Consider the following 24401-nt stretch of genomic DNA (forward strand, 5'->3'; position numbering starts at 1 on the left):
GGGCTGTTACAGACCGAGCGCGCGCTTGACCGCCGACAGCGGCGGGTTGGTGGCGGTGGTGCCGTCTGCGTACTTGACGGTCGGCACGATGTGGTTGCCGTCGTTGACACTGCCGACGAATTCCGCTGCCGAGGGATCGGCCTCGATGTCGATCTCGGTGTAGGCGATGCCGTTCTCGTCGAGCTGCTTCTTCAGACGCTTGCAGTAGCCGCACCACGTGGTGGAGTAGACGGTCAAGGCGGGTGCATCGGTGGTGGTCATGACTTGGAGAACATCACAGCCGCCGCGATCTGTTCCGACCGGTCCCCGAATGTGGTCGCGGACACAGCGGATATGCCTGCACAGGATGTGCGGCGTCGCGTTGTCGGTTCGCACTGTCATGATGGAGGCCATGCGTGTGGATGCGGTTGCGGACGGCCTGGACCCTCAACAGGCGGCGGCTGTGCGGGCGCCGCGTGGCCCCGTGTGTGTGCTGGCCGGCGCCGGGACGGGCAAGACCCGCACCATCACCCGCCGCATCGCGCACCTCGTCTCCGACGGGCACGTCGCCGCCGGCCAGGTTCTGGCAGTCACCTTCACCGCGCGGGCTGCGGGGGAGATGCGCTCGCGGCTCCGTGAACTGGGGGTCGGTGCACCGGGACCGTCGGTGCAGGCCCGCACCTTCCACGCCGCGGCGCTGCGGCAGTTGCGGTATTTCTGGCCGCAGGTCGTCGGCGACACTCCGTGGCAGTTGCTCGATCGCAAGTTTTCCGTCGTCTCGCAGGCAGCACATCGGTGCGGCTTCCCGACCGACACCGACACCGTGCGCGACCTGCTCTCGGAGATCGAGTGGTCCAAGGGGTCGCTGATCGCGCCGGAAGACTATCCGGCCACGGTCGCGCGGGTCCGCCGCGAGCCGCCGGCCGCCGCCGAGCGCGTCGCAGCGGTGTACGAGATGTACGAATCGCTGAAGTTCCGCGGCGACGAAGGGTTCTACCTGGACTTCGACGATCTGTTGTTGCACACGGCCGCCGCGCTCGAGGACAACACCGCTGTCGCCGACGAGTTCCGCGACCGCTACCGCTGTTTCGTCGTCGACGAATACCAGGACGTGACGCCGCTGCAACAGCGCGTGCTCGACGCATGGCTCGGGGACCGCGACGATCTCACCGTGGTCGGCGACGCCAACCAGACCATCTACTCGTTCACGGGCGCGTCGCCCAAGTACCTGCTCGATTTCTCGCGCCGGTTCCCCGACGCCACCGTCGTCCGGCTCGAGCGCGACTACCGCTCGACCCCGCAGGTGGTGGAACTGGCCAACCGCGTCATCGGCGAAGCCCGCGGGCGGATCGCCGGCACCCGGCTGAAACTGATCGGGCAGCGGCCGCCCGGCCCGGAACCCACGTTCGCCGAGTACGACGACGAACCCGCGGAGGCGAAGGCGACCGCGAAGGCCATCGCAAAACTGCTGCGCGACGGCGTGCCGGCGTCGGAAATCGCGGTGCTGTACCGGATCAACGCGCAATCGGAAGTGTACGAGCAAGCCTTCACCGAGACCGGCATCCCGTATCAGGTGCGCGGCGGCGAGGGGTTCTTCAACCGCGCCGAGGTGCGGCAGGCGATCAACGCGCTTCGGCAGGTCGACGCGCGCAACGACCTGCCCGACGGAGCCGATCGCGGCAGCCATCTCGTCACGCTGGTCCGGGCCACGTTGGTGCCGCTCGGCCTGACCGACACCGAACCCACCGGTGCGCAGGCCCGGGAACGGTGGTCGTCGCTGGTGGCGCTGGTCCAGCTCACGGAAGAACTGCTCGAGCACGAACCCGAGCTGACCCTCACCGGTCTGCTGCGCGACCTCGCGGCCCGCGCCGAATCGCGGCAGCCCCCGACGGTGCAGGGCGTGACTCTGGCATCGCTGCACGCCGCGAAGGGCCTCGAGTGGGACGCGGTGTTCCTCGTCGGGCTCACCGACGGCACCCTGCCGATCACCCACGTCACCGGAGACAAGGACACCCCTCCGGACGAAGCGGGTATCGAGGAGGAACGCCGTCTGCTCTACGTCGGCGTCACCCGCGCCCGGGTGCACCTGTCGCTGTCGTGGGCGTTGGCGCGCACCGAAGGCGGGCGCCGCTCACGGCGGCGGTCCCGCTTCCTGAACGGGTTGATCCCCGACAGTTCTCCGGCGTCGAAGATCGTCGAGCCGGCCTCACCGAAGAAGAAGCGTCCGCAGTGCCGGATCTGCGGTAAGCCGCTCCTGGGCACCACCTCGACGATGCTCGGGCGTTGCGAGGGCTGTCCGTCCGACCTCGACGAGGAACTGCTCGTCGCGCTGAAGGAATGGCGCCGCGAGCGATCGAAGGAGCTCAAGGTCCCCGCCTACGTCGTGTTCAGCGACAACACCCTGGTGGCGATCGCGGAACAACAGCCACGCGACGACCGCGCGCTCGTCTCGATTCCGGGCATCGGCGCGAAGAAGCTCGAGCAGTACGGCGCCGACGTGCTCGCGCTCGTGCGGGGCGAACGTACCGCGGCAACGCTAGATATCTAGGCCTACCGGCTCCACGCAGAGGCAGAAGTGGTGGCCTGCGGGGTCGCGGTACACCCGGAAGTTCTTTGTGCTCGACGGATCGTCGACGCGGGTCGCGCCGAGGTCGAGCGCGAGACGTTCGGCGTCCTCGAATTCGGGGACGTAGAAGTCGAGGTGGACGTGCACACTTTCGGAAGGCCAGCGCGCGGGCGTGAAATCGGGTGCGCGTTGGAATGCGAGCGAATTCGCGTCGTCGCGCGCGAGTTCGACCCAATCGTCGTCGTCCCGCGCGGTGGTCCAGCCGAGCAGGTCCCGGTAGAAGCCCGCGAGCGCGCGCGGATCGGGACAATCGAGAACCGATACACATTTCGTTGTCGACAGTGGCATGGCCGGGACTCTAGTCCCGCGTGAGGGTGCGAGCGGCGAATCGAACCACGCTCGACAAAAATTGGACAAAACCGCAGGTAGAAAATAACTTGTGCTGATCGCACCAGCATTACTATTGTGTATTGCATTGCCACGGGAGAAGCCCGTGCGTGACGACGAAAGCGAGGTGGCCCGTGATGATCAGCATCAATTATGCGGCCGTCGCTCCCGTCGTGGCGCGCGCCGCATCCGCCGCCGCCCCGCGCACATGGCGTCGGCGCGCAGTAGCCTTCTCGTCCGTGGCCGGACGACTCGTCGGGACACCTACGCGGTAGTCCCTTCCGACTCCAGGCCACGGACAACCGCCCAGCGGACCGTGGCCTTTGTCTTTTCGGCCGGAGTTCGCATCGCATCTCTTTCGATCGAACCTCTAGGAGTCCTCGTGCCGAGCGAAAACCCTTCGACCGCATCAGGTGTCGGCGAAAACACCCTCCGTGCGGGCGATCCTCTGCCCTGTCACGGTGACGATCCCGATCTGTGGTTTGCCGAGGCCCCGGCAGATCTGGAACTGGCGAAATCGCTGTGCGCCGGATGCCCCGTACGCGCGCGCTGTCTCGCCGCAGCGCTCGACCGCGAAGAACCGTGGGGAGTGTGGGGCGGCGAAATCATCCACCAGGGCGCGGTGGTCGCCCGGAAACGCCCCCGCGGGCGACCCCGGAAGACGGTCGTCGCCGAACCGCGAAAAGAACTGGTGTACGCCTGAATCGGCTGCCCGGCCCCGACTACTCCTCGGTGAAGCCGGGCAGCCATTCGGAGAGAATCGCCATATAGGGAGCCTGCGCGTCGAGTTGCGCGCAGATACCCACCGACCCGAGCAGAACGCGGAAGATGCTTGCGTATTCCGGTGGCAGGTTCAACGTCCGTGCAGTCCGGAACTGTGCACTCGAGAAATCCGTCGCGGTGCCCGCCACCTTCTGCAGCCACGCCCGCGTAAAATGGAACGACTCGGTCTGAATCGGGTCGGTGAAGGGCCGTAGGTAGTCGGCGATCTCCTGATCGGTGACAGTGCGGCCGGGGAGTACGAACTTCTCGTCGTAGAGCAGGGCGGTCAGCTCGTCGAAACGTTCCTCGAGGGCGAGTCGCACCATGCGCCCGAGCACCGGGGGGAATCCGTCCGGCATCGCGGCGGTGGCACCGAAGTCGATCACGCCGAGTCGTCCGTCCTCGAGCAACATGAAGTTGCCGGGATGCGGATCACAGTGCAGCAGACCGGCTCTGGCCGGACTGCAGAAGTGGAATTCGGCGAGGAGCGCCCCCGCGCGGTCACGTTGCTCGCGGGTGCCCTCGTTGATGATCACCGACAGCGGCGTGGCGGAAAGCCATTCCGTCACCATCACTTTCGGCGCACTGGCCACCACGCGGGGGATGAGAAACTTCTCGTCGCCGTCGAAGGCCCGCGCGAATGCCCGCTGGCTGTCGGCTTCGGTGCGATAGTCGAGTTCTTCCTCGGTGCGGGCGGTCAGTTCGTCGAGGAGCGCCCTGACGTCCGCGCCCGGCATCATGGTCGCGAATACTCCCGCGAACCGCGACAACGTCCGCAAGTCCGCGCGCAGTGCTTCGTCGGCCCCGGGGTACTGCACCTTCACGGCGACGTCGCGTCCGTCGGACCACACCGCGCGGTGCACCTGCCCGATGCTCGCCGAGGCCGTGGGCACGTCGTCGAAGGATTGGAATCGCTCGCGCCACTTCGTGCCGAGTTGCTGATCGAGCACACGGTGCACGGACTTGGCCGGAAGGGGAGGTGCTGCCGCCTGCAGCTTGGTCAGTGCCTCGCGATACGGCTCCGCGAATTCCTCCGGGACAGCGGCCTCCATGACACTGAGAGCCTGCCCGAACTTCATGGCGCCGCCCTTGAGCTCACCGAGCACCGTGAACAACTGCTCGGCGGCCTTCGCAGTCATCTCGGCGTCGATCTCGCCGCGATCACCACCTGCGAGGCGCCGGCCGAAACCTACAGCGGCGCGTCCGGCGATGCCCAGCGGGATGCTCGCGAGTTTGGCGGTACGCGAAGAGCTTCTGCGAGGGATGTCTGACACGCTCCCCATCATGCCTGAACGGGGACGGGGATAGTCGGGCAGTCGCAGTCGGGATGGCGGTGCCACCTGCGGGTGATGAGCTGTGTCCTGCGGATATCCCACTCGATCGTGCGGTCGAGGGCGAGCGCACCGGCGCCCGCGATCCGCGTGGGCGACGCAGTGTCGGCGAAGAACAGATCGAGTTGCGCCAGCGCGGCCGCGACGGTGGCGCCGATCACGGAGCGCTCGGCTCGTCCCTCCCGCCCGGACAACTGTGCCGCGAGCCGCGGCCACGACGGGTCGGCGTCGGTGCGAGCCAGGTCGGCGCAGCGCAGGCAGCTGGTACGGCCGGGAACAACGAACGGGCCGATGACGCCGCGGCCGTCACGTACGCGGACCGCCAGATGAGGGACCCGGTGGCGCATCAGGATCTGCACGAGACGCGGATCTGGCACCTGGGTGTCGGCGAGCACGACGCAGTCCGGTAGCCGGGTGGTGAGACCGGCGTCGTCGGTACGTGGAACCGACCGGAACCACCTCGTGTCCCACAGCGACAGATGCGGGGCGAGCGCGTGTGCGAGGGGCCCCGCCCCGTACAACCGCACGCACGGCGGAGACGACGCGGCCGCGGTTGCGGGTCGCGCCGGCCGCACGGATCCGGCGCCGACCAGTTCGTCGAGGAGCGCCCGGACAGCGGGTGCCGGCAGGCCGCGCGCTGCGGCCGCCTCGACGAGAGCCTCGTACGGCAGGCTCCCGTCCAGCAGTACGAGCAGGGCGCGGACATCGAACGCGTCCATACCGTCGGGCGGCACGACGACTGCGGCAGTGTCGGGGCCCCACCCGAGCTGCACCGAACCGTCGGCTCGGTGCAGCACCAGCACATCGGGATCGAGGACGAGACCTGTGGCCGCCCGCACGGGGGATGTCATACGGGCAGCATCACAGGCATCCGGCCCGCCGCGGTCGCCCCCGACGCGGTTGTCCACAGGGCGATCGCGGCTTCTATCAGCGACGACGTGGTGTCAGGAGTTCTTTCCGGAATCGTCGTCCGGCTCGCGGTCGGCGGTGTCGTCCCCGCCGTCCTGATCCTTCTCGGCACGCTCGCGTTCCATCGTTTCGCGGAGCTGTGCGATCGGATCCTCGAAGGCACTGGTGCCTCCACCGATGACGCGGTCGACGAACGCGGCGGGATTGTCCAGATCCGACGAATCCGGCAACAGGTCCGGGTGCTCCCACACCTTGTCGCGCGCGTCCGCTCCGGCGTCGGTGGTGAGCCGACGCCACAGCGCGGCGGCTTCCCGCAGCTTGCGGGGACGGAGTTCGAGACCGACGAGGGTCGCGAAGGTCTGCTCGGCGGGTCCGCCGGTGGCCCTGCGGCGACGCAGCGTCTCGCTCAGCGCCGCCACACCGGGGAGCCGGTCGCCGAGGGCATCGATCACGACTGTCTCGACCCAGCCCTCGACCAGCGCGAGCATCGTCTCGAGTCGCTCGAGCGCTGCCAGTTGTTCGGGCGTGGTCTGCGGCTCGAAGGCACCCTGCTTGAGGATTTCCTCGATCTTGGACGGATCGCTCAGCGCGGACGGGTCGAGGCCTTGGGCCAGATCTTCGATCGACGACATGTCCATGCGAATTCCGCGGGCGTATTCCTCGACGATCGCGAGGAGCCGTTGGCGCAGCCACGGCACGTGGCTGTAGAGCCGCTGATGCGCGGCTTCCCGCGCGGCGATGAACACGAGGATTTCCTGGGCGGGTTGTTCGAGGCCCTCACCGAACTCCTCGATGGCGGCGGGCAGCAGGGCGGCGGTGCCGGCCGGGCCCAGCGGCAGGCCGATATCGGTGGAGGTCATGACCTCCTTGGACAGCTGGCCCAGTGCCTGACCGAGCTGGGAACCGAACGCGACCCCGCCCATCTGGGAGAACATGCCCATCATCGGTCCGGCCATCGCGCGGGCCTCCTCGGGCAGGCCCTGCAGCATCATGCCGTTGACCTGCTCGGCAATGGGGTCGCACAGGCGCTTCCAGGTGTCGAGGGTGTTCTCGAGCCACTCGACGGGCGTCCAGGCGACGGTCTTGGTGGCGCCGGCGGGCAGCGTCGTCGCCGCGTCGAGCCACAATTCCGCGAGCCGCGACGCGTCGCGCACTGCGTCGGCCGTCCCCGCGGAGACGGGAGTGACCGAACCGATCTGCTGGCGCGCGAGCTTCGAGGCGATCTCGTAGTTCACGGGGCCGGCCCCGCCTGTGCCCATCGCGCTGCCCATCCCGGCGAGCATCTGGCCGAACTGGCTGAGCATCTGCCCGAACTGGGCGGGATCGAAGCCCTGCGCACCGAACGGGTTGTCGCCACCACCGCCGGGAAGGCCGAAGCCGAACGGCGACCCACCCCCGCTTCCTGAACCCTCGTCCTTTTTGCGGTCGGGGTCGTCGTCGGGATTCGAGAATCCGAAGGGCGTGTCACTCATGTTCTCAACGGTACAAGGCGCGCCGTCGGAGCACGGGCATCGTGGTCACGCTGACCGCGAACACGATCGGCCCGATACTCTGGCCGGGTGAATCGACGCTTCGTGATGCCTCTCGCCGTGCTGCTCCCGGTTCTCACCCTCGTCCTGATCGCATTCAATCTGACCGTTCCCTATGTCGCACTCGGTCCCGGGCCCACGTTCGACACGCTCGGCGACGTGGACGACAAGCCGGTCATCGAGATCGAGGGCGTCGAGACGGACGAGACGACGGGCAGCCTGGTGATGACGACCGTCGGCGTCACCGACAACCTCAACCTCGCGCAAACGGTGACGGCGTGGCTCAGCGGCCGGTACGGACTGGCACCACGTGAGCAGGTGTATCCGCCCAACCGCAGCAAGGACGAGGTGCGAGCAGTCGATCAAGCCCAGTTCGCGCAGTCGGAGCGCAGTGCCGAACTTGCTGCTCTGCACTACCTGGATCTGCCCGTCATACTCCGGGTTGCCGAGATCGCGGACGACGCCCCCGCGTCGGGACATCTGCAGGTGGACGACCGGATCGTGGCGATCGCGGGTGAACCGGTGGAAACGGCCGGACAGGTACAGCGCGCCGTCGGAGCGGTCACTCCCGGCGAGAGCGTCGCGATCACCGTCCTGCGCGGCGACGCCGAGGAAACGATCGACGTCGTGGTGGGGGAGCGACCCGGAGGGGAGGGCGCGGGATTCCTCGGTATCGCAACCGAGGAGATTCCCGACGTGCCGTTCGAGGTGGTCTTCAACCTCGCCGACATCGGCGGGCCGTCGGCCGGGTTGATGTTCAGTCTCGCACTCGTCGACAAGCTCAGTCCCGGCGAGATCAACGGCGGGCTGAACGTCGCGGGGACCGGAACCATCGACTCCGACGGCATCGTCGGCCCCATCGGCGGCATCACCCACAAGCTCACCGCTGCGGACGAGGAAGGTGCCGAGGTCTTCCTCGTGCCCGCCGACAACTGCGCCGAGGCGCTCACCAACGAGCCGGACGATGTCCGGCTCGTCAGGGTCGAGACGCTGGAGGGCGCGGCCGCCGCGCTGGAGTCGATCGCGGCAGGCGGCGACGCGCCCACCTGCTGAGTCCGTCAGTCGTCGTCTTCTTCTGCTTCCAGGGTCGCGTACAGCGCTCCGACCACCTCGGGAGCGAGGTTCTCGTAGGTCCGCAATTCCGCCCCGGCGAACGGATCGTCGTCGTCGAGGGGACGGAGTTGCAGCAACGTCATCGCCGGCCCGTCCCGCAGCACCGCGGCGATGAGCCGCGCTCGTCTGCTGTCGGGGTGCGCGTGCGCCGCGAAGCGGGCCGCCTCGTCCACCGAGTGCGAGTCGGTGACGAGCGGAACCACCGCGTCGTCGAGGTCGGCTTCGGCGTTGGGCGGCAGGACCACGATCTCCTGAACGAGTGCGCAGCCCGCGACCGAGGAAGGCCAGCTCGTGGTCGCGAGGAACTCGCCGAGGGCCGGGCTTCCGCCCTGCACGTCCTCGGGAAACGCTTCCTGCGCGATCGGCGTGTACTCGTGTCCCTCGTCGAGCTGGTCGCCGAGGCTCGGCTCCGACGCCGCGAGCAGCACGGTCGGTACCAGCGCAAACATGACGGGCGGCTGGTCCCATCCCTCGGCGTCGACGTAGTCGATGATCTCGTGGACCGTACGCGACAGGGCGGCTTCGGAAGGGACGGGAAGGTGCTGATTCACACGCCTATCCTGTCATTGGTGGGCCGGATCGGTGTCGGCTGTGGGTCCGATGCCGCCGGCCACGGATCGAGGACCGCGTACCTGTCCTGCGACTAGTCCGTAGAGTGGGGCGAAACGGTCACGCGGTGTGACGCACGAGGTATACATTCGCGGCGTTCTTCTCGCCGCCGGACGATTGGGAGCGTGGCACGTGGGCATGAGGCCCCCGACCGGAGTACCGACGTTGTCGAGACGGAGCAAAGTGCTGCTGGTTCTCGCATTGGTGGCCGCTGTGCTGCTGTTGCTGGGGCCGCGCCTGGTGGATACCTACACCAACTGGCTCTGGTTCGGGGAAGTCGATTTCCGCGACGTCTACATCAAGGTTCTTCTGACCCGAGTCCTGCTGTTCTTCGCGGTGGGTCTCTTCGTCGGCGTCGCCGTATGGCTGGCGATGCTGCTCGCGTACCGGTCACGGCCGGTATTCGTCCCCACCACCGGACCCAACGATCCGGTGGCGCGCTACCGCACGAGCGTGCTGACCCGGATGCGTGCGTTCGGGCTCGGTATCCCGATCGTGCTGGGCGTGCTGTCCGGACTCGTCGCACAGGCGAGCTGGGTGACCGTGCAGATGTTCTTCAACGGCGGAGAGTTCGGCACCACCGACCCGCAGTTCGGGCTCGATGTCGGGTTCTACGCATTCGACCTCCCGTTCTACCGCTTCATCCTGAACTGGCTGTTCGTCGCGGTCGTGCTGGCGTTCTTCGCCAACCTCGTGACGCAGTACATCTTCGGCGGCATCCGCCTCGCCGGGCGTGGCGGCAGCATGTCCACCGCCGCGCGTGTCCAGCTCGCCGTGCTGGCCGGCGTCTTCGTCGCACTCAAGGCTGTCGCGTACTGGCTCGACCGGTACGAGCTGCTCTGGAGCGGACGCAAGGAGCCCACGTTCACCGGAATGGGCTTCACCGACACCAACGCCGTGCTCCCTGCGAAGCTGATCCTGCTCGCGATCGCCGTCATCTGCGCGCTCGCGTTCTTCGCCGCGATCTTCCTGCGCGACCTGCGCATTCCTGCGCTCGCGACGGCGTTGCTGGTGCTCTCGTCGATCCTGGTCGGCGCTGTCTACCCGCTGATGGTCGAGCAGTTCTCCGTCCGTCCGAACGCGGCAGACAAGGAGAGCGAGTACATCGAGCGGAATATCGCCGCCACGAGGGTGGCGTACGGGATCACCGACGACAAGGTCGAGTACAAGGACTACCCGGGGGTGGGCACCACATCCCCCGAGGACGTTCCGGCCGACATCACGACGATCGCGAACGCCCGCCTGCTCGATCCCAACGTCCTGCCCCGAACGTTCACGCAGCAGACCCAGCTGAAGAACTTCTACGGATACCCGGAGTCGCTCGACATCGACCGGTACGAGGTCGACGGCAAGGTCGAGGACTACATCGTTGCGGCTCGTGAGCTCTCGCCGACCAGCCTGACGGGCAACCAGACCGACTGGATCAACCGCCACACCGTGTACACCCACGGCAACGGCCTGGTCACCGCTCCGGCGAACCGGGTCAACGCTGCGGCGAGCACATCGGCGGAAGAAGCCGCGAACAGCAACAGCGGCTACCCGGTCTACCAGATCAGCGACCTCGCGTCGCTCGCCGCCGAGAACCAGGTGATCCCGGTCGAGCAGCCGCGTATCTACTTCGGTGAGGTCATCGCCGAGGCAGACCCGGACTACTCGATCGTGGGTAACAGCGCCGACGCGTCCGGCCCGCGTGAGTACGACACCGACACCGAGAAGTACACGTACACCGGCAGCGGTGGCGTCGGGATCGGCAACTGGTTCAACCGTCTCGCCTTCGCGGCGAAGTACGCCGAACGCAACATCCTCTTCTCGAGCGCCATCGGCGAAAACTCGAAGATCCTGTTCAACCGCGATCCGCGCGAGCGCGTCACCAAGGTCGCTCCGTGGCTCACCGCGGACGGCGACGCCTACCCGGCCGCTGTCGACGGTCGCATCGTGTGGATCGTCGACGCGTACACCACGCTCGACAACTACCCGTACGCGCAGCGCGCGTCGCTCGAGGGCTTGGTCGAGGACAGCATCGACCAGAACACCGGCCGGCTGATCCCGCGCAAGGAGGTCTCCTACATCCGCAACTCGGTGAAGGCGACCGTCGATGCCTACGACGGCACCGTCACCCTGTACCAGGTCGACGAGGAAGACCCCGTTCTGGATGCGTGGATGGGTGTGTTCCCGGATGCGGTGACCCCGCAGGATCAGATCTCCGACGAACTGCGCTCGCATTTCCGGTACCCGGAGGATCTGTTCAAGGTCCAGCGGGAGATGCTCGCGAAGTACCACGTGGACGACCCGCGTGAGTTCTTCACCAACAACGCGTTCTGGTCGGTGCCCGCGGATCCCACCGTGGACACCAGCGCCAACCAGCCGCCGTACTACCTGCTCACGGGTAACCAGGAGAATGCCGAGCCGGCATTCAGGTTGACGTCTGCGATGGTCGGCTACAACCGGCAGTTCCTCTCGGCGTACATCTCGGTGGAGGCCGACCCGGAGAACTACGGCAAGTTCACGATTCTGCAATTACCCACCGATACGCAGACTTTCGGTCCGGAACAAACGCAGAACGCGATGATCTCCGACACGCGTGTCGCCTCCGAACGCACGCTGCTCGAGAGATCGAACCGGATCCAGTACGGCAACTTGCTCACGTTGCCGATCGCCGAAGGCGGGATCCTCTACGTGCAGCCGATGTACACCGAACGCAACCCGACGGCGGGTAGTACCTCGACGTTCCCGCAGCTTTCGCGGGTGCTCGTGAGCTACCGGGAGCCGGGTACCGGTGGTGGCGTGCGGATCGGCTACGCGCCGACTCTCGCGGCAGCGCTCGACCAGGTGTTCGGTGCAGGCGTGGGCGATGCCGCCACCGCTCCGGGCGGGGTGGCTCTCCCGACCGCCGAAGTCGAGGACGAGGCGCGTGAGGAAGCCGTGCAAGGCGCTGCCGAGCCGGCGCCCGGCGAGCAGCCGTCCCCGGCTGCGCCGATCCCGGCGGGCCGCGACGCCGCGGTTGCCGAACTGGATGCCGCACTCAGCGAGCTGGCCGAGGCGCAGAGCAGCGGTGACTTCGCTGCGTACGGCCGGGCGCTGGAACGGTTGCAGCGCGCGACGGACGCCTACGAGTCCAGCGGAGGCTGATCTCCGCGTCCGGTTGAACCGCCCGCCGAGTGAGTGCGGACGACGAACGAAGCGGGGCCCCGCGGTTTCTACCGCGGGGCCCCGCTTCGTTTCGTGACGGCGGATGCCGAGGGTCGGCCGGATCAGACGCCGGGCAGGGCGTCGAGGACCTGGTCGAACTGCTCGCCGTAGCCCAGCTCCACGGCCACGCCGCGCGCGACGTCGATGTACTGATGGACCTCGGCGGGAACGGCGGGGACCGCGATGTCGACGTACGGCTGCACCTCGGCCGGGAGGGCCGGTGCTTCCTGGACGGGAGCCGGTGCCGGTGCCGGTGCAACCTCAGGTGCCGGTGCCGGCGCGGGTGCCGGCTCTTCGACCGTCGTCAGATACTGACCGCACACGGGCCATGCGCCCGGCCCCTGCGTCTGCAGCGTGTTCTCCGCGACGCGGATCTGCTCTTCCTTCGTGGCCTGGTGCGGCATGCCGGTGCCGCCGTTGGCCTCCCAGGTGCTCTGCGAGAACTGCAGGCCGCCGTAGTAACCGTTGCCCGTGTTGATGGACCAGTTACCACCGGACTCGCACTGCGCCACCGCATCCCAGTTGTGGGTGGCGGCAGACGCGGTACCGGTTGTCAGAGCGAGCGGAACGGTCGCCAGGACTCCGGTGACGAGCACGGTGCCGACAGTACGTTTGCTGAAGAATTTGGTCATCGGTTTTGTGATCCTCTCGCGCTCGCGGACTGCGGTGGCCACGAAGACCGGCGCACTCGAGGTGCTCGAGGTCTGGGCGCGTGTCCGCGCTCTCCGCCCCTCGGACGTGTCGTAGCCACCGGATCCCGCGGGGCAGAGTGGAAGGCGGCGGGCCGGCGGAGGTTCGGTTGTGTCGAACCGGCACCGAAGGTACAAGTCCCTTTCGGCCGGTTCATCCCGCGAATTGTTACGACGCTCGTCCGATATATGGGAAAGAAAAAACATGTCGTCGCAGGTCACGGCGGCGTGTTGCGCTGGTAGAGACAAGATCGTTACCGCAACGTTATGTGTTGGGGATCATGCGATGGCCGTGGCGGCCCTCACTCGTCGGAGGGGCCGCATCTGTGCATTCGGGGTGGCCGACCGAGCGATTTGCTTTCCGATTCCGCGCTCCTGTAGGTTCGATCATGCAACGCGGGGTGGAGCAGCTCGGTAGCTCGCTGGGCTCATAACCCAGAGGTCGCAGGTTCAAATCCTGTCCCCGCTACCACGACAAGGCCCGGGAATCACATGTGATTCCCGGGCCTTGCACGTTGTGTACTGCGGATCAGCCTGTGGGCGCGGCAGACTCGCCCTCGTCGGCCCCGCTGTGTGGCGGCTCCATCTCGACGAGAACCCGCCGCAGCAGTTTCCCGGTCGCGTTGCGCGGCAGTTCGTCGAGGAAGATCACGTCGCGGGGGACCTTGTACCGCGCGAGGTTGGAGCGTACGAAGACCTTGATGTCCTCGCCGTCGCGGGCGGAGGTCGAGGACGGCACGACGAACGCGCGGAGCCGATGCCCGAAATCCGCATCCGAAATGCCCACCACCGCCACGTCGAGCACGTCGTCGCGCTCGGCGAGCAGGTTCTCGACCTCGAGCGGATAGACATTCTCTCCGCCGGAGACGATCATGTCGTCGTCGCGGCCGTCGACGAAGAGCCGTCCCTCCTCGTCCCAGTGCCCGAGGTCGCCGATCGAGAGCATCCCGTCGATGCGCTCCTTGTCGCGGCCGTCGGTGTACCCGGCGAAACTCAGTCCGCTGGAGACGAAGATGCGGCCCACGACGCCGGGTTCGGTGATGCGGCGACCGTCCGGATCGAACAACGCGACCCGGCAGGTCACGGGAGGGCGCCCCGCGGTACCCGGGGCGAGGCGGATGTCTTCCGGTGTCGCGACGGTCGCCACGGCGCACTCGGTGGACCCGTACAGGTTGTGCAGCACATCTCCGAACGACTCGCGCGTGCGGCGGCACAGATCGGGGGAGAGCGCCGAACCCGCCGAGAAGATGATCTTCAAGCTCGACGTGTCGTACTCCGCGATCTTCTCCGGACCGAGGTCGAGAATTCGCTGGAGCATCGTCGGCACCACGACCAGCACGTTCGCGTGGTGCCGATCGATCAGGCTCAGCGTGTCCGTCGGCGTGAAGCGACGCATCATCACGATCGTCTGCCCCAAGGCGAGGGCGATCGCGAACTGCGACACCCCGGTGCCGTGGAACGCGGGAGCGGCCATCAGCATGGTCTGACCCGGACGCAGCGGCACCCGGTCGAGGAACTGGGCAGAGGCGAGCGGAGAGGTGCGACCGCGCGGTGCGCCCTTCGGCGTTCCGGTCGTGCCGCTGGTCAGAAGCACGAATCCTCCGAAGGCCGGCGGTGCCGGAGGCGCGGAGACGTCGACTCCTTCGATCGCTTCCTCGAGCGTGGGAACACCGGGGACCTCGTCGTCCTTCCACGACACGTAACGACGTACGCTCTCGGGGAGCGCGGCGGCGACATCGGCGAACTCGGAGTCGAACACGAACGTCGTGACCGCCTCCCGCTCCGCTACTTCCGCGAGCTGGCGCGGGGCGAACCCGGTGTTCATCATCACCAGCCGCGCACCGAGCTTGGCGGCTGCGAGCATCGTGACGACGAGCCCACGGTGGTTGCGGGCCATGATCCCCATCGACGAGCCGGGAGTGACGCCGGCGTTCTTCCAGGCGTGCACGAGTCCGTTCGACCAGTCTTCGAGTTCCCGGTAGGTGACCTCGCCCCGTTCGTCGATGATGGCGGCTACGTCCGACCCGCGGGCGGCGTGAGCGTGCACGGGCCCCGCGAAGGGCCCGTACTTACGTGCGGCGGCCATGGTGGCGACGCTTTGGTCGACCCGGGGGAAGTGGAGGAGGCCCGCCCGCCGCATCACGGCGAGAGCACCGACCGCGTCAGTGACGCTGTCGAGGGCACCGCGGACTTTTTTGGCGAGGTCGAGCACCGGCATCGGGAGGCCCTTTCGGCGGCATACATGGATGGAGGTAACGGCGTGCGCTCCTCACCCTAGTAGTGATACACGTCACATGGGGCGGAATGTCCGTATTTTCGGGAGCGCCGACCGCCCAGCAGTCTGCGCATGGTGGGACATGTCACTGAAGAACGCCGGCGACCAGGCGATTCGCGCCGAGCGGAGGTCGGTCGGGGTAATACGGACGCACCGGGCGTCGATGAAATCGGAGAACACTCGATCGACGTCCGTGGGTGACATGCCCACAGAAAGGGTGCAGGTGCTACGCGTGACCCGCTCCGACAACCCCTCACTCAACAGGCGAACGATGCTCAAGACAGCGTTCGCGGGCGCAGCCGGACTCGCCGGCGCCGCGGCCCTGGCCACCTCCGCACCGGGCGTTGCGAGGGCAGTACCCCGGGGAGGGTACGAAGAGATCTGGGTGCCCTCGGAGATGGGCCCGATCAAGTGCCAGGTGCAGTGGGCCAAGCGGGGCGGCAGTGCGTCGCTGTACCTGCTCGACGGGATGCGTGCCCGCCCGGATGCCAACGCGTGGTCGTTCGAGACGAACGCCTTCGAGCAGTTCGCACTCGACGACGTCACCCTCGTGATGCCGGTGGGCGGTGAGTCCAGTTGGTATAGCGACTGGTACAACGCGAGCAATTTCAACCAGCAGGGCGTGACGTACAAGTGGGAGACGTTCCTGACCCGTCACCTGCCCGCCGCGCTCGCCGCACGCGGAGTGGACCGCACCCGCACCGGCATCGCCGGGTTGTCGATGGGCGGCACGGCGGCGCTGAACCTCGCGGCGCACCATCGCGATCAGTTCAAGTTCGCCGCATCCTTCTCGGGATACCTCTGGCTCAATGCTCCGGGCATGCGCTCGGCGATCCGGATCGCGATGCTCGACGCCGGTCTGTACAACGTCGATGCGATGTACGGTCCGCCGTGGGACGAGTCGTGGGCGCGCAACGACCCGTTCACTCAGGCCGAGAGCCTGCGCGGGTTGCCGATGTACGTCTCGGCGGGCAGCGGAATCCCCGGATATGCGAACCGGGTCGAGAACATGGTGGATGTGGTCAACACCGCCAACGGCATGGGACTCGAAGCGTTGTCCCTCGCGACGACCCGCGCGTTCCAAGCGCGGCTGGACAGCCTGGGCATCGGTGCGACGTACAACTTCCCGAACGTCGGCACCCACAGTTGGCCGTATTGGTCCGAGGAACTGTGGCGGGCCCGGCCGCACATCCTCAGCGCTCTGCGGGCGGGGTAGGAGCTTTCGAAGAGCGATGGGCGGCACCCGAAGGTGCCGCCCATCGCGTCTGTCGGCTTGTGGCGCAGTTGCTGTGCGGCCGGTCTACTTCAACTCGGCCGACGACTTTCCGAGTACGCGTCGCGCGACGATGAGCTGCTGAATCTGCTGGGTGCCTTCGAAGATGTCGAGAATCTTCGAGTCGCGTGACCACTTCTCGAGCAGCGGACGCTCCGAATACCCGTACGTGCCGGCCAGTTCGACCGCCTTGAGCGACACTGCCGTGCCGGTCCGGCCCGCCTTGGCCTTGGAGATCGACGCCTCGAGGGAATTGGGCTTCTTGTTGTCGGCCATCCACGTCGCCCGGAGGGCGAGCAGATACGCCGCTTCCCAATCTGCCTCGAGCGCCAGGAACTCGGCCGCCGCAGCGTGCTGATTGTTGGCGGGAACGTCGTACGACACCTCGACGCCGGCGTCCTTCAGGATCACCCGCAACTCCTCGAGCACCGCGCGGCCGAGACCGACGGCCATGCCTGCCACGATCGGACGGGTGTTGTCGAAGGTCTGCATGACCCCGGCGAAACCCTTTTCGGCATTCACCTCGGGTGAGCCGAGGATGTTGTCCTTGGGGATGCGGCAGTTGTCGAGCAGCAGGACCGCAGTGTCGGACGCCTTGATGCCGAGTTTGTGCTCGAGCCGGGCGACGCTGAGACCCGGCGCTTCCCGCGGCACGACGAACGACTTGATCGCGGCCCGGCCCTGGGACTTGTCCACGGTCGCCCACACGACGACGTGCGTCGAGCGCTCGCCCGCGGTGACGAAGATCTTCTCGCCGTTGAGAACCCACTCGTCGCCGTCGAGCACGGCGGTGGTGGTCACCGCTGCGGAGTCGGACCCGAATCCGGGCTCGGTGATCGCCATCGAGGCCCACACCTTGCCGAAGCGCTCGAGTTGCTCATCGGTGGCGACGGCTGCGATGGCGGAGTTGCCCAGGCCCTGATAGGGGATCGACAACGTGAGGCCGACGTCGCCCCAGCAGGTTTCGATCACATTGAGGAGGCCGGCCATGTTGCCGCCGTTGAGATTTCCGGACGCTTCCGTCTTGGCCTTCGCGTCGCGTCCGAGGGTTGCGCCCGCGGTGCCTTGACCCGAGTCGTTGAGGCCCTCGACCATGGCCGCCATCGTGTCGAGCTCGACGGGGTATTCGTGCTCGGCGAGATCGTATTTGCGGGAGATCGGACGGAAGATCTGCGCGGCGACCTGGTGGGCCTGGTTCGCGGAAGCCTTGAGCTTCTTGGGAAGTTCGAGATTGATCATCACAGGTTCCTTGTTCGGATCGGGCCGCTCAGATGAGGACGACGCCTTCGGCGACACCGATGGCACGCAGGTCGCGGTACCAGCGCTCGACGGGATGTTCCTTCGTGAAACCGTGGCCACCGAGCAGCTGCACGCCGTCGAGGCCGATCTTCATGCCCTTGTCCGTCGCGAGCTTGCGGGCGAGCGCGGCCTCGCGGGCGAACGACAGGCCCTGCTCCGCGCGCGATGCGCCGCGCAGGGTCACCAGACGCATGCCGTCCAATTCGATCTTGATGTCGGCGACCATGAATGCGACGGCCTGACGATTGCTGACCGGTTCGCCGAACGCGTGCCGCTCGTTGACGTAGGGGATCACGTAGTCGAGCACCGCCTGGGAGGTGCCGAGTGCGAGCGACGCCCAGCCGAGGCGCGAGAGCCGCACGGCGTCGGCGTACTGCTCGGCGCGCACGTCCGGGTTCTCGTCGCCGAGCAGGGCGGACTGCGGAACCGCGACGTCCTCGAGCAGGAGACGTCCGAGTCCGGCGGCGCGCAGGCCCATGCTGGGGTCCGCCTCGATGACGACGCCCTTGCTCTTCGCCTCCACGATGAAGAACGACGGCTTTCCGTCGAGTTCCGCTGCGACGATGAAAAGTTCGGCGCTACCCGCGGCCGGTACGAGCGCCTTGACTCCGTTGAGGCGGTAACCGCTGGGGGAGCGGACCGCCTTGGTCTGCAGGGCGAACGGGTCGAACAGAGCACGCGGTTCCGCGACCACCACCGACGCCTGGGGGACGTCCTCGCTCGCGAATGCGGGAAGGTAGGTCTGCTGCTGCTCGTCGGTGCCCCACTGGGTCAGCGCGACGGCGACACCGCTCGGGGCGAGGATCGGAAGTGCGAGACCCATGTCGCCGTGCGCAAGCGCTTCGGCGACCAGGGAGTTGGTGACGACGCCGCGTTCGGTGGCGACACCGTCGAACGCCTCGGGGACGTTGACCATGGTGATGCCGAGTTCGGCGGCGCGTGCGAGCAGGTCCGCGGGGGCGGCCGCGGCGGCGTCGGCGTCGTAGGCGGCCGGGCGAATGATCTCCGCGGCGAACTCGCGCACCGTTTCCGTGATCATCTGCTGATCGTCGGTGGGCGTGAGGTCGAAGAAGTCGGCGTTCTTCGCCGTCGTCAGGCGCTGCGGCGAACTGCCGCCCGAGACCTTCTTGAAGGTGCGGGTCGCGGCGCCGAGCGTCTTGAATCCGGTCTTCGTGGATTGGTACGTGACCCGGTCGATGGTCTGCCGGATGTTGTACCGATCGGCGAGTTCGGACCCGGTGATCCGCGTGAGAACGCGCATCGCGGCACCCATGGCGTCGCGTTTGAACGGGTTCAGACCCACGGCGGACGTGTCGCGAGGTGTGTTCCGGGGCACGCTGTCTTGCTTGCTCATGATCACCAGAGGTTTCTCGATGCGGGAGCGGACGGTGACCTATCTTACTTCTGAGTAAGGTCCGGTGTCTACTTTTCGGTAAGTTCTTTCCCGTTCCCGCATCGCCACCCGGTCACCTCACGGCCGCAGGCGCCCGACCACCTCGTCCTGCAGGTGCCCGTTCGTCGCGACCGCGCTGCCGCCGTGTGGTCCGTCGGCGCCCTCGAGATCGGTGAACCGGCCGCCGGCCTCGCGCACCAGCACGTCCAGCGCGGCAAGATCCCACAGCGACACCTCCGGCTCGAGCGCGATCTCGAGCGCGCCTTCCGCCAGCAGGCAATACGAGAAGAAGTCGCCGTAGGCGCGCACCCGCCACACGTCGTCGGTGAGGCCGATGAACTGCTCGCGCATGCCCCGCTCCCGCCAGCCCGTCAGGCTCGAGAAACTCAGTGACGACGCCTCGAGTGCGCGTACCTGCGACACCGTGATGCGCCGAGGTTCTCCCGAGTCGTACGAGACGAAAGCGCCCGCGCCCGCTGCCGCCCACCACCTCCGGTTCAGGGCCGGCGCGCTCACCACGCCGACCACGGGCACTCCGTCGTCGAGCAGAGAGATCAGTGTGGCCCACACCGGCACGCGCCGAACGAAGTTCTTGGTGCCGTCGATGGGATCGACGACCCACTGGCGGCCGGAGAACACCGCGTCGCCGCCGAACTCCTCGCCGAGCACCGCATCGCCGGGCCGCTCGGCCCCGAGAACCTCCCGCATCAGCCGTTCGACGGCGAGGTCGGCGTCCGACACCGGGGTCAGATCGGGCTTGTCGTCGACCTCGAGGTCGAGTGCGCCGAAGCGGTTGCGGGTGATCGCATCCGCTTCGTCGGCGAGGCGGAGAGCAAGGTCCAGATCTGCGGTGTAGTCGGTGGGCATGCAGCAAACGCTAGCGGCTACCCTTGAAAATCGTGCACCCCGATGTTTCTGCAGACCTGGCCGAGCTCGATACGACCCTCCGCACCGTGGAGTCCGTCCTCGATGTCGAGGAGTTGCGCCGCCGGATCGACGAACTCGAGCACCAGGCCGCGGATCCCGAGTTGTGGAACAACCAGGAGCACGCGCAGAAGGTGACCAGCGAGCTGTCCCACGCGCAGGGCGAGTTGCGGCGTGTCGAGAATCTGCGCGAGCGCCTCGACGATCTGCCCGTGCTCTACGAACTCGCCGAAGGCGAAGAAGGTGACGCCGCCGTCGCGGCACACGCCGACGCCGACGCCGAGCGTGCGAGCCTGCGTGTCGACATCCAGGCGATGGAGGTGCGCACGCTGCTGTCGGGCGAGTACGACCAGCGCGACGCCCTCGTCAACATCCGTGCGGGTGCCGGTGGCATCGACGCGGCGGATTGGGCCGAGATGCTCATGCGTATGTACGTCCGGTGGGCGGACAAGCACGGCTACGGCGTCGAGGTCTACGACACCTCGTACGCGGAGGAAGCAGGCATCAAGTCGGCGACCTTCGCCGTCAAGGCGCCGTACACCTACGGGACGCTCTCGGTCGAGATGGGAACGCACCGGCTCGTGCGCATCAGCCCGTTCGACAACCAGGGCCGTCGTCAGACGTCCTTCGCGGAGGTCGAGGTGCTTCCCGTGGTGGAGACCACCGACCACATCGAGGTCGACGAGAACGACGTCCGCGTCGACGTCTACCGCTCGTCCGGCCCGGGTGGCCAGTCGGTCAACACCACCGACTCCGCCGTGCGACTGACCCACATCCCGACCGGCATCGTCGTCACCTGCCAGAACGAGAAGTCGCAGTTGCAGAACAAGGTTGCCGCGATGCGCGTGCTGCAGGCCAAGCTGCTCGAGCGCAAGCGCAAGGAAGAGCGCGCCGAGATGGACGCGCTCAAGGGCGACGGCGGCAGCTCGTGGGGCAACCAGATGCGGTCGTACGTGCTGCACCCGTACCAGATGGTCAAGGACCTGCGCACCGAGTACGAGGTCAACAACCCGTCCGCTGTGCTCGACGGAGATATCGACGGTTTCCTCGAAGCCGGAATCCGCTGGCGGATGCGGGAGGAACAGAAGTCGTGAGTGGGGGCGAGAGGCGGTCGCATGGTGTTTCCCGGGAGTAGTCTTCTCGACTGGCTCTCGAGCAACGGGCTGCTGATCGTCCTGACCGTGCTGGGTGCGACCTTGATCGCCCGGTTCGTGTCGTGGGGCGGCGGGCGGATCACCCGGCGTATCGACGAGAGCTACGAGCAGTCCGACGACCTCGTCCGGTCGGAGGCCACCAAGCATCGCCACTCGATGGCGCAGGTCATCACGTGGATGCTGATCTCGTTCATCTACATCGTCGCGACGCTGAAGGTGTTCGACCATCTCGAATTGCCGCTCGGCACCCTGGTGGCGCCGGCGACCGTGATCGGTGCCGCGCTCGGTTTCGGTGCCCAGCGCATCGTCCAGGACATCCTCGCGGGATTCTTCATCATCACCGAACGGCAGTACGGGTTCGGCGACACCGTCCAGATCTCCGTGACCGGCGCCTCCGAGGACGCGGTGGGCACCGTCGAAGACGTGACGCTGCGAGTCACGCGCGTCCGGAGCACCGCCGGCGAAGTGATCATCGTGCCGAACGGGCAGATCAACAAGGCGGTCAACCTGTCGAAGGACTGGGCGCGGGCCGTGGTCGACGTACCCATTCCCGTCAGCGCCGACATCTCCGATGTCACCGACATCCTGCGAGAGGTGGGAGTCGCGGCCTACAACGACGCCCGCGTGCGCGAACTGCTTCTCGACGAACCGAGCGTGATGGGTGTCGAGAGCCTCGAGGTCGATCAGCTGAGCGTGCGGATGGTGGCGCGCACCCTCCCCGGCAAGCAATTCCAGGTGGGGCGCCTGCTGCGTGCACGGATCGCACGTGCTCTGCGAGTCCAGGGGATTACCGTTACACCGCAACTCGGTACCGCAAGCGTCGTCGACCGGTCGGAGGCCGCCCCATGAGCGACGAGAAGCGGTTCTGGTCGCGCATCCCGTCTCACCTGTTCGGTGGAAAGGTCCGCACCGCAACGCTCGGGCTGTGTGTGCTGTGGCTCGCGCTGTGGATGCTCTACCTGTTCCTCAACCAGCCCGACAAGCCTGCCGAAGTTCCCCCGTCGGCGGTGATCATCTCCGAGACGCCCTACGTTCCGTATGTGCCTCCGGCGTCGACCGCACCGACGGCGACGACACTGCCTCCGACGGCGACCACCTATCCGTCCGGGACCGGCACCCCGCCGTCCGTGACGACGACGGTGCCGCCGAACCCGGGCGTGCCGACCGCCACGAGGACCGAACCTGCTCCGCCGGCACCCACGACCGGCACGACCACGACGACCAGGCAGATGCCCTTCGATCTGCAGATTCCGGGACTCCCGAGCGTGGACGAGCAGAGCGACACCTCGGAGACCGGTGGGCCGGAGCAGTAGATCACCGTCCGGTAACGGCTAGCATGGCGTCGTGATCCGGCTGGAGAATGTGTCCAAGTCCTACAAGACGTCCACGCGTCCTGCCCTCGACAACGTGTCCGTCGAAGTGGAGAAGGGCGAGTTCGTGTTCCTCATCGGGCCGTCCGGCTCCGGTAAGTCGACGTTTCTGCGTCTGCTGCTGCGGGAGGACCGGCCGACGAGCGGAGAAATCCACGTCGCGGACTTCCACGTCAATCGGCTGTCCGGTCGCCGGGTGCCGAAACTGCGGCAGAACCTCGGCTGCGTCTTCCAGGACTTCCGGCTGCTGCAACGCAAGACCGTCGCCGAGAACATCTCCTTCGCTCTCGAGGTGATCGGCAAACCCCGCACGGTGATCGAGCGCACCGTCCCCGAGGTTCTCGACCTCGTCGGGCTCTCGGGTAAAGCCGACAGGCTTCCCGCGGAACTGTCCGGCGGCGAGCAACAGCGCGTCGCGATCGCGCGGGCGTTCGTCAACCGTCCGCTCGTGCTGATGGCCGACGAGCCCACCGGCAACCTCGACCCGGAAACCAGCCAGGACATCATGCTGCTGCTCGAGCGCATCAACCGCACCGGCACCACGGTCCTGATGGCGACGCACGATCACCACATCGTCGACTCGATGCGGCGACGGGTCGTCGAACTCGATCTCGGGCGGCTCGTCCGCGATGAGGCACGCGGCGTGTACGGCGTCGGCCGCTAGCACCAGTCCCGCTCCCGCCTTCCACCCGGCAACCGAAGGATCCCCCACCCGATGCGTGCCAGTTTCCTGTTCAGCGAGGTCACCACCGGCCTGCGCCGAAACCTCACCATGACGATCGCGATGATCCTCACCACCGCGATCTCTCTCGCGTTGTTCGGAGCCGGCCTGCTGGTGGTCCAGATGGCGGGCAAGACGCAGCAGATCTTCCTCGACCGCGTGGAAGTGCAGGTGTTCCTCACCGAAGACGTCTCCTCACTCGACCCGGAGTGCGAGCAGGAGATCTGCAGCACGCTGCGCAGCGACATCGAGAACACCGACGACGTCGTCTCGGTGCAGTACCTCAGCCGCGACGACGCGGTGGCCGACGCGACGGATCGCGTGTTCGCGGACCAGCCCGAGCTCGCCGAACTCGTGAGCGCCGACAGCTTCCCCGCATCGTTCAAGATCAAGATGTCGGACCCGGACCGGTTCGCCATGATCCAGGACGAATTCGGGACGCGACCCGGAGTCGACAGCGTCCTCAACCAGCAGGACCTCGTCGAGCGGCTGTTCGGCGTGCTCGGCGGTATCCGCAACGCCGCCTTCGCCATCGCGACCATCCAGGCGATCGCGGCGGTGCTGCTCATCGCCAACATGGTGCAGATCGCGGCGTTCACCCGCCGGACCGAGGTGGGCATCATGCGGCTGGTCGGCGCGACCCGCTGGTACACCCAGCTGCCGTTCCTGCTCGAAGCCGTGGTTGCCGCGGTGGTCGGTGCCGCGCTGGCCATCGGAGGGCTCTTCGCGGCCAAGAGCATGTTCGTCGACGACATGCTCTCCGAGGTATACGACGCGAACATCGTCGCCCGCATCACCGACAGCGACGTCGTGTTCATCGCGCCGTTCCTCGTTCTCGTCGGCGTGGGAATGGCGGCGTTGACCTCGTACGTGACCCTTCGCCTGTACGTGCGTGAATAACGAGTTGCCGCGGTTCCTATGCTGGACTG

The 24401-nt window shown here is 67.1% G+C and carries 22 protein-coding genes and 1 tRNA gene; 12 read left to right on the top strand and 11 right to left on the bottom strand.

Going from position 1 to position 24401, the window contains the following annotated elements; translation table 11 throughout:
- Positions 1-6: 6 nt before the first annotated feature.
- Entirely contained in the window at positions 7-261 is a 255-nt protein-coding gene (locus HF886_RS04975) for a mycoredoxin (RefSeq protein ID WP_169619724.1), read from the bottom strand.
- A gap of 130 nt (positions 262-391) precedes the next feature.
- Here HF886_RS04975 and HF886_RS04980 point away from each other — a divergent pair, with 130 nt between their 5' ends.
- A complete protein-coding gene (locus HF886_RS04980; protein ID WP_169619723.1) occupies positions 392-2527 on the top strand; it encodes an ATP-dependent DNA helicase UvrD2 in 2136 nt (711 codons plus the stop codon).
- On the opposite strand, the gene HF886_RS04985 is transcribed toward HF886_RS04980, so the two are convergent.
- Entirely contained in the window at positions 2516-2893 is a 378-nt protein-coding gene (locus HF886_RS04985; protein ID WP_169619722.1) for a VOC family protein, read from the bottom strand. The two genes, HF886_RS04980 and HF886_RS04985, sit on opposite strands and share 12 nt — an antisense overlap.
- 176 nt (positions 2894-3069) lie before the next feature.
- Here HF886_RS04985 and HF886_RS04990 point away from each other — a divergent pair, with 176 nt between their 5' ends.
- Together HF886_RS04990 and HF886_RS04995 are read left to right on the top strand one after the other, a co-directional pair.
- Positions 3070-3207, top strand: coding sequence for a hypothetical protein (locus HF886_RS04990; protein ID WP_169651713.1), 138 nt, complete (start codon positions 3070-3072; stop codon positions 3205-3207).
- A 173-nt stretch (positions 3208-3380) separates the two neighbouring features.
- Positions 3381-3635 (top strand): WhiB family transcriptional regulator, encoded by a 255-nt coding sequence (locus HF886_RS04995; RefSeq protein ID WP_206036567.1) that lies wholly within the window; start codon positions 3381-3383, stop codon positions 3633-3635.
- Positions 3636-3654: 19 nt separating this feature from the next.
- Here HF886_RS04995 and HF886_RS05000 read toward each other — a convergent pair whose 3' ends face one another.
- The 3 genes from HF886_RS05000 to HF886_RS05010 all read right to left on the bottom strand — a co-directional run bounded on the left by HF886_RS05000 (position 3655) and on the right by HF886_RS05010 (position 7406).
- Positions 3655-4980: an AarF/UbiB family protein gene (locus HF886_RS05000; protein WP_169619720.1), complete on the bottom strand. Its 1326-nt coding sequence runs from the start codon at positions 4978-4980 to the stop codon at positions 3655-3657.
- Entirely contained in the window at positions 4977-5876 is a 900-nt protein-coding gene (locus HF886_RS05005) for a hypothetical protein (RefSeq protein WP_169651714.1), read from the bottom strand. Before HF886_RS05005 ends, HF886_RS05000 begins: the two co-directional genes overlap by 4 nt.
- A gap of 93 nt (positions 5877-5969) precedes the next feature.
- Positions 5970-7406, bottom strand: a complete 1437-nt coding sequence (locus HF886_RS05010; protein ID WP_169651715.1) for a zinc-dependent metalloprotease — start codon at positions 7404-7406, stop codon at positions 5970-5972.
- Positions 7407-7493: 87 nt separating this feature from the next.
- Here HF886_RS05010 and HF886_RS05015 point away from each other — a divergent pair, with 87 nt between their 5' ends.
- Positions 7494-8516, top strand: a complete 1023-nt coding sequence (locus HF886_RS05015) for a PDZ domain-containing protein (protein ID WP_169619717.1) — start codon at positions 7494-7496, stop codon at positions 8514-8516.
- Positions 8517-8521: 5 nt separating this feature from the next.
- Here HF886_RS05015 and HF886_RS05020 read toward each other — a convergent pair whose 3' ends face one another.
- On the bottom strand, positions 8522-9127 hold the full coding sequence (locus HF886_RS05020; protein WP_169619716.1) for a PPA1309 family protein: 606 nt from the start codon (positions 9125-9127) through the stop codon (positions 8522-8524).
- 190 nt (positions 9128-9317) lie between these two features.
- Here HF886_RS05020 and HF886_RS05025 point away from each other — a divergent pair, with 190 nt between their 5' ends.
- Complete coding sequence (locus tag HF886_RS05025; protein ID WP_346765302.1) at positions 9318-12314, top strand: UPF0182 family protein; 2997 nt, start codon at positions 9318-9320, stop codon at positions 12312-12314.
- Between the two features lie 122 nt (positions 12315-12436).
- Here HF886_RS05025 and HF886_RS05030 read toward each other — a convergent pair whose 3' ends face one another.
- A complete protein-coding gene (locus HF886_RS05030) occupies positions 12437-13006 on the bottom strand; it encodes a transglycosylase family protein (RefSeq protein ID WP_169651716.1) in 570 nt (189 codons plus the stop codon).
- 452 nt (positions 13007-13458) lie between these two features.
- Here HF886_RS05030 and HF886_RS05035 point away from each other — a divergent pair.
- A tRNA-Met gene (locus tag HF886_RS05035) sits at positions 13459-13535 on the top strand.
- Positions 13536-13592: 57 nt separating this feature from the next.
- Here HF886_RS05035 and HF886_RS05040 read toward each other — a convergent pair.
- Positions 13593-15281 carry an acyl-CoA synthetase gene (locus tag HF886_RS05040; protein WP_169651717.1) on the bottom strand — a complete coding sequence of 563 codons (1689 nt, stop codon included), beginning with the start codon at positions 15279-15281 and terminating at the stop codon, positions 13593-13595.
- 328 nt (positions 15282-15609) lie between these two features.
- Here HF886_RS05040 and HF886_RS05045 point away from each other — a divergent pair, with 328 nt between their 5' ends.
- Entirely contained in the window at positions 15610-16554 is a 945-nt protein-coding gene (locus HF886_RS05045) for an alpha/beta hydrolase family protein (protein WP_169651825.1), read from the top strand.
- An 84-nt stretch (positions 16555-16638) separates the two neighbouring features.
- Here HF886_RS05045 and HF886_RS05050 read toward each other — a convergent pair whose 3' ends face one another.
- From HF886_RS05050 to hisN, 3 genes are all read right to left on the bottom strand, one after another.
- Positions 16639-17850 carry an acyl-CoA dehydrogenase family protein gene (locus HF886_RS05050; RefSeq protein ID WP_169619713.1) on the bottom strand — a complete coding sequence of 404 codons (1212 nt, stop codon included), beginning with the start codon at positions 17848-17850 and terminating at the stop codon, positions 16639-16641.
- 28 nt (positions 17851-17878) lie between these two features.
- Positions 17879-19270 carry an acyl-CoA dehydrogenase family protein gene (locus HF886_RS05055; protein WP_169651718.1) on the bottom strand — a complete coding sequence of 464 codons (1392 nt, stop codon included), beginning with the start codon at positions 19268-19270 and terminating at the stop codon, positions 17879-17881.
- Positions 19271-19381: 111 nt separating this feature from the next.
- A complete protein-coding gene (hisN, locus tag HF886_RS05060) occupies positions 19382-20170 on the bottom strand; it encodes a histidinol-phosphatase (protein WP_169651719.1) in 789 nt (262 codons plus the stop codon).
- A gap of 32 nt (positions 20171-20202) precedes the next feature.
- Between hisN and prfB the strand changes: the two genes are divergently transcribed.
- Genes prfB through ftsX form a run of 5 tightly spaced genes read left to right on the top strand, consistent with a single transcriptional unit; the run spans position 20203 to position 24372 of the window.
- The gene (gene prfB, locus HF886_RS05065; protein WP_169619710.1) at positions 20203-21321 is read left to right on the top strand and encodes a peptide chain release factor 2; all 1119 of its coding nucleotides are present in this window, start codon (positions 20203-20205) and stop codon (positions 21319-21321) included.
- A gap of 21 nt (positions 21322-21342) precedes the next feature.
- Positions 21343-22230 carry a mechanosensitive ion channel family protein gene (locus HF886_RS05070; protein WP_169651720.1) on the top strand — a complete coding sequence of 296 codons (888 nt, stop codon included), beginning with the start codon at positions 21343-21345 and terminating at the stop codon, positions 22228-22230.
- Positions 22227-22694 carry a hypothetical protein gene (locus HF886_RS05075; RefSeq protein ID WP_169619708.1) on the top strand — a complete coding sequence of 156 codons (468 nt, stop codon included), beginning with the start codon at positions 22227-22229 and terminating at the stop codon, positions 22692-22694. Before HF886_RS05070 ends, HF886_RS05075 begins: the two co-directional genes overlap by 4 nt.
- Before the next feature lie 31 nt (positions 22695-22725).
- Positions 22726-23415, top strand: coding sequence for a cell division ATP-binding protein FtsE (ftsE, locus tag HF886_RS05080; RefSeq protein WP_169619707.1), 690 nt, complete (start codon positions 22726-22728; stop codon positions 23413-23415).
- Between the two features lie 51 nt (positions 23416-23466).
- Positions 23467-24372: a permease-like cell division protein FtsX gene (ftsX, locus tag HF886_RS05085; RefSeq protein WP_169619706.1), complete on the top strand. Its 906-nt coding sequence runs from the start codon at positions 23467-23469 to the stop codon at positions 24370-24372.
- Positions 24373-24401: the final 29 nt, after the last annotated feature.

It is taken from the genome of Rhodococcus sp. 105337, from assembly GCF_012844225.1.
Classification (GTDB): Bacteria; Actinomycetota; Actinomycetes; order Mycobacteriales; family Mycobacteriaceae; genus Rhodococcus.

Coding starts and splice junctions, on each gene's coding strand:
- HF886_RS05070 (WP_169651720.1), top strand. CDS start 21,343: ATGGTGTTTCCCGGGAGTAGTCTTCTCGACTGGCTCTCGAGCAACGGG.
- HF886_RS04980 (WP_169619723.1), top strand. CDS start 392: ATGCGTGTGGATGCGGTTGCGGACGGCCTGGACCCTCAACAGGCGGCG.
- ftsX (WP_169619706.1), top strand. CDS start 23,467: ATGCGTGCCAGTTTCCTGTTCAGCGAGGTCACCACCGGCCTGCGCCGA.
- HF886_RS05000 (WP_169619720.1), bottom strand. CDS start 4,980: ATGATGGGGAGCGTGTCAGACATCCCTCGCAGAAGCTCTTCGCGTACC.
- HF886_RS05045 (WP_169651825.1), top strand. CDS start 15,610: ATGCTCAAGACAGCGTTCGCGGGCGCAGCCGGACTCGCCGGCGCCGCG.
- HF886_RS05030 (WP_169651716.1), bottom strand. CDS start 13,006: ATGACCAAATTCTTCAGCAAACGTACTGTCGGCACCGTGCTCGTCACC.
- HF886_RS05040 (WP_169651717.1), bottom strand. CDS start 15,281: ATGCCGGTGCTCGACCTCGCCAAAAAAGTCCGCGGTGCCCTCGACAGC.
- HF886_RS04985 (WP_169619722.1), bottom strand. CDS start 2,893: ATGCCACTGTCGACAACGAAATGTGTATCGGTTCTCGATTGTCCCGAT.
- HF886_RS04975 (WP_169619724.1), bottom strand. CDS start 261: ATGACCACCACCGATGCACCCGCCTTGACCGTCTACTCCACCACGTGG.
- HF886_RS05005 (WP_169651714.1), bottom strand. CDS start 5,876: ATGACATCCCCCGTGCGGGCGGCCACAGGTCTCGTCCTCGATCCCGAT.
- HF886_RS05075 (WP_169619708.1), top strand. CDS start 22,227: ATGAGCGACGAGAAGCGGTTCTGGTCGCGCATCCCGTCTCACCTGTTC.
- HF886_RS05010 (WP_169651715.1), bottom strand. CDS start 7,406: ATGAGTGACACGCCCTTCGGATTCTCGAATCCCGACGACGACCCCGAC.
- HF886_RS04990 (WP_169651713.1), top strand. CDS start 3,070: ATGATCAGCATCAATTATGCGGCCGTCGCTCCCGTCGTGGCGCGCGCC.
- HF886_RS05050 (WP_169619713.1), bottom strand. CDS start 17,850: ATGATCAATCTCGAACTTCCCAAGAAGCTCAAGGCTTCCGCGAACCAG.
- hisN (WP_169651719.1), bottom strand. CDS start 20,170: ATGCCCACCGACTACACCGCAGATCTGGACCTTGCTCTCCGCCTCGCC.